Source organism: Lactobacillus laiwuensis (assembly GCF_019972835.1).
In the GTDB taxonomy this organism is placed as follows: Bacteria; Bacillota; Bacilli; order Lactobacillales; family Lactobacillaceae; genus Lactobacillus; species Lactobacillus laiwuensis.
The window spans coordinates 1-5,945 of record NZ_BPPB01000025.1 but is presented as its reverse complement, the minus strand read 5'-3'; the positions used below and the strand labels follow the sequence as shown (position 1 = coordinate 5,945).

The 5,945-nt window shown below is 33.8% G+C and carries 4 protein-coding genes; all 4 read left to right on the top strand.

The window, feature by feature from the left end:
* The first annotated feature begins 124 nt into the window (after positions 1 to 124).
* The 4 genes from LDM92_RS09580 (at position 125) to LDM92_RS09565 (ending at position 5,913) form a co-directional block, all read left to right on the top strand.
* Complete coding sequence (locus LDM92_RS09580) at positions 125 to 1,039, top strand: LysR family transcriptional regulator (RefSeq protein WP_223903047.1); 915 nt, start codon at positions 125 to 127, stop codon at positions 1,037 to 1,039.
* Positions 1,040 to 1,200: 161 nt separating this feature from the next.
* Positions 1,201 to 2,469: an FAD-dependent oxidoreductase gene (locus LDM92_RS09575; RefSeq protein WP_223903046.1), complete on the top strand. Its 1,269-nt coding sequence runs from the start codon at positions 1,201 to 1,203 to the stop codon at positions 2,467 to 2,469.
* Positions 2,470 to 2,483: 14 nt separating this feature from the next.
* Complete coding sequence (locus LDM92_RS09570) at positions 2,484 to 3,947, top strand: SLC13 family permease (RefSeq protein WP_045927354.1); 1,464 nt, start codon at positions 2,484 to 2,486, stop codon at positions 3,945 to 3,947.
* A gap of 196 nt (positions 3,948 to 4,143) precedes the next feature.
* Positions 4,144 to 5,913, top strand: a complete 1,770-nt coding sequence (locus LDM92_RS09565) for an FAD-dependent oxidoreductase (RefSeq protein ID WP_223903045.1) — start codon at positions 4,144 to 4,146, stop codon at positions 5,911 to 5,913.
* Positions 5,914 to 5,945: the final 32 nt, after the last annotated feature.

Here is a 5,945-nt window from a genome sequence, read left to right as displayed (position 1 = left end):
TTATAATATATAAGTATTCTATTTTATGTTATCGCTTGCAAAGTTAGAATAAATAAAGCTAATTTGTATTATTAATAGAAATGCTTTATGATTTAGATAATATTTAATGTAAAGTGAGACACTTATGAATTTAAAGCACTTGAAGTTTTTTGTAGAATTAGCTCATACGGAACATATGGCAAAAGCTGCCGAAAATTTAGGTATATCGCAGCCTTCTTTGTCATATGCTATCTCTAATATTGAACATGAATTAGGAGCTCCATTGTTTGAAAAAGATGGTAGAAATATCAAGTTAACTAATTATGGTAAGATATATTTAAAATATGTACAAGAAAGCTTAAATGAGTTAGAACAGGGCTCTAAGTATATTACTGAATTATTAGACATTAATAGTGGTCATATCAATTTAGGTTTTACTTATACTTTGGGTCAAGACTTATTACCACATTTAGTAAGTGTTTTTAAGAAGCAAGAGGAGAATAAAAATATAAAATTCTCTTTTAAACAGGATACTACTGAGCACCTGATTAATGACATTTTAAATGATAAATTGGATCTTGTATGTAGCTCTATGCCAGAGCAGAATTTAGATCAATTAAGTATTCATCATTTGGTTGATCAACAAATAAAAATAGCTGTACCACTACAATGTAGCTTAGCAAATAAAAAAAGTTTGTATATAAAGGAACTGGAAAAATATCCATTTATAATGTACTCGGATAAAAGTGGGTTAAGGCCAAAGATCGATCAAATTTTTTCTACTATAAATTTTAAACCTAAGGTTGCATTAGAAGCAGTTGAAGATCATGCTATCATAGGATTTGTCCATTGGGGATTTGGAATTGCTATTGTTCCTAATTTGCCACAACTTAATGATAAAACAGTTAAACTTTTAGATATAAAAGATAAAATTGCTAAGCATAGTTTGTATATCATTACAAAAAACAATCATTTTTTGTCGCCGGTTGTTAATAAATTTCAAAATTTTGCACAACATTATTGCCAAGAAAATTATATTAATAAAAATAAGTTGATATAGTTAAAAATATTAATTAAAGCACAAACATTATTAAAAAACTTACAGAGGAAATCGATAGATAAATTGTATTAATTTAATAGAATTCCTTTATTTTTATTGCCCTAAAATTGTGTCATATTTAAGGTGGTTTTGAAAGCGATTTATTTATGGGGGATAAATTTATGAAAAGGTCTATTACTTATGAAGTTGCCGTGGTAGGCGGAGGAGCAGCTGGTATTGCTGCTGCTCTTGCTTCTGCTAAAGCAGGTGCCAAAACAATTTTAATTGAGCGCGCTTCCGCTTTAGGCGGTCAGGGTGTTAATTCACAAGTTGCTGCATATTGTGGCTTTTATACTAGAGGTCAGAATCCAGATAAGGTTGTTGGTGGAATTGGTGATTTAGTTTTGAAAAAAATGAATGCTGCAGGTATGGATATTACACCTCACCCATCACCATCCACTGGCAATGTTTCAATCAAGTTCGATCCAGAAAAAATGAAATTTATTTTTGATGATTTGTTTCTTCAAAGTAAAGCAGACTTGCTTCTTCATACAAGTTTGGTAGGGGTTAACAAAAAGGGCAAAAAGATAAAAAGCTTAATTTGTTATGATGATGAAGGATTAGTAGAAGTAAATGCAAACTCTTTTGTTGATGCGAGTGGCAATGCAAATTTAATTCATTTAGCAGGATTAAAAACTAATTGGGGAGATGAAAATACTCATGCTGTTCAGCAAGCTTCCCTTGCGTTTAGAGTAAATAATATTCCTGCTAGAAATATTTTAATGAGTGAAATCCAGAGTGCTGTAAAAAAGGGTAAAGAAGAGGGTATCCCATATTTAACCAAAGAAAAGGGAGTTTTTATTAAAAATAATGGTGATGATTATGGCTTTCTCACTCTGCCAAGTGTTGATTTAAGTTCTTTAGATGGTAGCAATTTAACTAGTGCTGAAATTATGCTTAGGAAGAAAGTCCAAAGCTATTTTCTGATTGTTAAAAAATATATTAAGGGGTGTGAAAATGCAGTTCTCGTAAGTTCCGGCCCCAATATAGGAATTCGTGAATCCAGACGAATGATTGGAGATACCACTCTGCATGGTAAAGATATTTTAAATGTGGTTAAAAGAAAAGATAGTATCGGAAGGGCAGCATGGAGCCCAGAAATTCATCATACTAATAATCAAGTTGAATACAAGCATATGCCAGATAATGACTATGCCAGCATTCCACTGGGCTCATTAAAGGCAAAAGATATTGATAATATTTGGGGGGCTGGACGCTTGATCTCGGTTGATCATGTAGCTCAAGCTTCTATAAGAGTCATGGGAACTAGCTATATTACTGGACAAGCAGCTGGAATAGCAGCTGGACTTCAGAGTAAAGATACTGATGAAAAAAAATTTTGTGCTGATGCGGTTCAAAAAGAACTTAAAGCTCAAAGAGCACTTTTATAGCGGGAGGAACAATAATGAGTAAACAAAAGAAAGACTATCTGTTTTTATTGGTTTCTTTTCTGATAATACTAATTTTTGGTACGTTATTGCCTGCTAGTAATGGTTTAACTCCTCAAGGATTATGGACGTTAGGTATTTTTGTGGCTGCGTTGGTAATGTGGACTACAATTTCTATTTCGTGGCCAAGTTTAATAGTCCTATTTTTGCTTGGATTAATACCAAGTGTAGGATATCAAGCTGCGTTTACGGGAACTTTTGGCAATTCCACAGTTGCTTTTCTGATTTTTACTTTTGCATTAGTTTACCCACTATCACAAACAAATTTTATAAGAAGATGTACTATAGCGTTAATTACCAACCGGATTGCTAAAAAAAGCCCATGGAGATTTGTGATTTTTCTATTTACTGCCATTACTTTCTTAGGACTTTTTATTTCACCTACTGTTTTGATGGTGACATTTATGCCATTTTTGATTGATATTTTTAAAGTGTTACATATAGAAAAGGGAAGCAAGGTTGGCAGCATGATTACCATGGGAGCGACATTTTGCATCAACCTTTCTTCAGGAATGACAGCAATCGCGCATGTATGGCCAACCTTAGCCATAGGATTTTATAAAGGCGCAACCGGAAAAGAAATATCACAAGTTCAGTACATGATGGTTGGAATTCCTATTGGAATTTTAATTATTATTGGTATGCTTCTTGTTTTTCGTTTTATTTATTGTCCAAATGATATTAAAAATATAAATTTAAAGGCTGTTGAAAAACTTAAGGGAACCATCAAACCTGCTGATAGAAAAGAAAAAATAATATTAGCAACTATGCTTTTAACGGTAATATTATGGATAATGCCTAGCTTTATCAAAGGCATACTTCCTACTGTTTATACAACAATAAGTGGTTGGACTACGGCTTTTCCACCGTTATTAGGATGTATTATATTGATGATTGTCAATATTAACGGAAAAAGTATATTGAGCTTTAAAGAAGTTACAAACAAAGGTATATCTTGGGCTTCAGTCCTTATGGTAGGTGTAGCTAGTGAACTTGGTGCAGTTTTAACTGCTAAAACAATGGGAATTGAAACATGGTTAACGAACATTTTAAGCCCATTAGCTAAAGGGTTGCCAGAAATTCTTTTGGCTCTTTTCTTTATTGTTTGGTGTGTTGTTGAAACTAATTTCTCTTCCAATATTGTGACTACGACTATTGTTTCATCCGTAGCAATTTCTGTAATCAGTTCTTTGAGTACTACAGCAAATGGTATTAATCTAGCAGCAGTAATTATGTTGATTGGCTTTGGTGCTGCTGTTTGCAATATGACTCCTGCAGGTCAAGCGGGAGTTAATCCGGTTGCTATTGGTACGGAATATACAACAGCAAAAGATATGCTAATTTGGGGAGCAGCATTTGCTGTTATATCTATTGTAGTTATGACATTTGTCGGTTATCCGTTTGCAAAACTAATCTTGTAAATAAATAAAATTAGTTATTTAAAGAGCTATTTTTGAAAATGAATTAGACATTTTTTATTATATCTCGATTCGAATAAGGTTAAATTTGACTATTAATTTAAAAAATTGATTAATGTTGTAAAATAAATTTATTTTTCTTATGCAATTACTTTTATATACTGAAAACGGTTAAAAAACGAAAAAGGACTGGACATTAATGACAGAAAAAATAATTAAAGCAACGGCAGAAGGAAGAAATGGTCAAATCGACTTTGATATCAAAGTTGAAAATAATCAAATTGCAGATATTAATGTAACAAAAACTGCAGAAACCCCAGGTATTTTTAACCAGGTGGTAGGTAAGTTAAAAAAGAATATTATTAATAATCAAAGTTTTGATGTCGATGCCATTTCTGGTGCCTCCATTATGACACAAGCCATGCTTGATTCTGGAAAGAAAGCCTTAAAAGCAAATGGTGTAAATATTATTTCTCAGCCTAGCGAGCAGTCACATCAAGATATAACTTATGATGTGGATGTAGCTGTAATTGGTTCGGGTATGGCTGGCTTGATGGCAGCCTCTCGGGCACTATCAATGGGTAAAAATGTTCTTTTACTTGAAAAGAATGGCTATCTCGGTGGGGCTACAATTTTAAATGGGTCAAACGTAGTTGGCACTGGTTCAAAATTAGCAGCTGCTTTGTTTGGTAAGGAAGCAAAAAAAGATTCTTCGCGGCTCTTAGTTCAAGATATTACCCGTGAATGCCGGGGGACTAATTATCCTTTACTTTCAAATATACTGGCGCAAAATGTTGGTAAAGCAGTTGATTTCATTACTGAATTTGCAGACCTAACTTATCAAAAGGCTGAAACACAAACTATTGAGCATTCTGTTGACCGGCAAATTGAAATGCCAACTGAAAGTTCTTATGAATTGATAACTAAAGTGGCAAATTCCTTTACCAAAAAGGGTGGCAAAATTTTACTTGAAACTCGGGTGGAACAACTTAATAAAAACAAACAGGGCCAACTTTCCTCTTTAGTTGCTGAAAGCAAACATGAAACAGTTACAGTAAACTTTAAGTCCTTAGTTATGGCAGCTGGTGGCTGGGGCGCTCGTGATTACCTTAAACATAAAACCAATATTCCTTACTACGGTCCAATGACTTCTACTGGTGATTATTTCGATTTTGCTAAAAATATGAATCTGGCTACACGCAATCTTGATTGGTATAAAGTTTACCCACATGGTTTAGAAGTTGAACCTGGCATTGCCAAATTAACAACCTATTCAACAAAAGAAGCGACAGACATGGGTGCTATTTTTGTTAATACTAGTGGTAAGCGAATTGTAAATGAATCAGCTCCATATACTCATTTTCGAGATGCTATTGCAGAACAAAAGGATAAAATTGCTTTTGTAGTGATGGATGAAAGAACATGGAATAGATTCTATGAATTGCTTCTTAAATATGGTTTTACCAAAGATGAAGTTCAAGGTTTCTTTGATCTTGATGGCAAGAAGAGTCCGATTTTAGTAAGCGGAGATTTGCAAACAGTGGCTAAAAAAGCTGGCATTGATTATGAAAACCTGAAGAAAACTTTAACTGACTACGATAAATATGTCGCTTCAGGTAATGATCCTGAGTTTGATCGCCCTTCTCAGTTTATGCATAAATATGAAGGCGATACCTACTTTGTGATTGAGCAGAAATTACGTTTTTGTACTACTCTTGGTGGCTATGAAACTAACCGGCATATGCAGCTATTAAACGAAGATTTCGAAGCACTAGACAATTTCTATGCCGCGGGGGAGATTGTTGGTGGTGCTAATGGTCATGATTCAATGCCAAGTATGATGAATTCTTGGTCCTATGCTTCAGGTTTTGTGGCCGGAACTGAGGCTGCTGATAATGCTAACTACCAAAAACTGGCAAAGACTGCATCCAATTCAACTGATGCAGTGTCTGGTGCTTCTAAAAGTTAACGTTGATTAATTATTTTATTTTTAAATTTAAT

Excerpts from the sequence above, each read along its gene's own strand:
- LDM92_RS09575 (WP_223903046.1), top strand. The coding sequence starts at position 1,201 with ATGAAAAGGTCTATTACTTATGAAGTTGCCGTGGTAGGCGGAGGAGCA.
- LDM92_RS09580 (WP_223903047.1), top strand. The coding sequence starts at position 125 with ATGAATTTAAAGCACTTGAAGTTTTTTGTAGAATTAGCTCATACGGAA.
- LDM92_RS09570 (WP_045927354.1), top strand. The coding sequence starts at position 2,484 with ATGAGTAAACAAAAGAAAGACTATCTGTTTTTATTGGTTTCTTTTCTG.
- LDM92_RS09565 (WP_223903045.1), top strand. The coding sequence starts at position 4,144 with ATGACAGAAAAAATAATTAAAGCAACGGCAGAAGGAAGAAATGGTCAA.